This is a genomic window from Priestia sp. SIMBA_032 (genome assembly GCF_046535215.1).
Taxonomy (GTDB): domain Bacteria; phylum Bacillota; class Bacilli; order Bacillales; family Bacillaceae_H; genus Priestia; species Priestia aryabhattai.
In genome coordinates this window covers 1-244 of the sequence record NZ_JAWRXD010001357.1, presented here as the reverse complement: position 1 = coordinate 244, position 244 = coordinate 1, and the positions used below count along the sequence as shown (strand labels likewise).

General features: G+C 36.9%; 1 pseudogene. It reads left to right on the top strand.

Annotated elements, in window-relative coordinates:
• A pseudogene (locus SB717_RS38745) lies at nucleotides 1–244 on the top strand (MBL fold metallo-hydrolase); the annotation flags it as partial.

Sequence of the window (244 nt, the reverse complement as noted above, 5' to 3'; positions counted from 1 at the left end):
ATCCCAACTGAGCAAAAATTCATTTTCTCAGTTGGGGATTTGAAAACATTTGGTGATATTGAAGTCGAATCATTTGGAGTTTCTCATGATGCGGCTGAACCGATGTTTTATGCTTTCCATAATAATAATAGGAAATTAGCGCTTATTACAGATACGGGATACGTAAGTGACCGTATGAAGGGCGTTATTAAGGGAGCTAATGCTTTCGTATTTGAAAGTAATCATGATGTGGAAATGCTTCGTA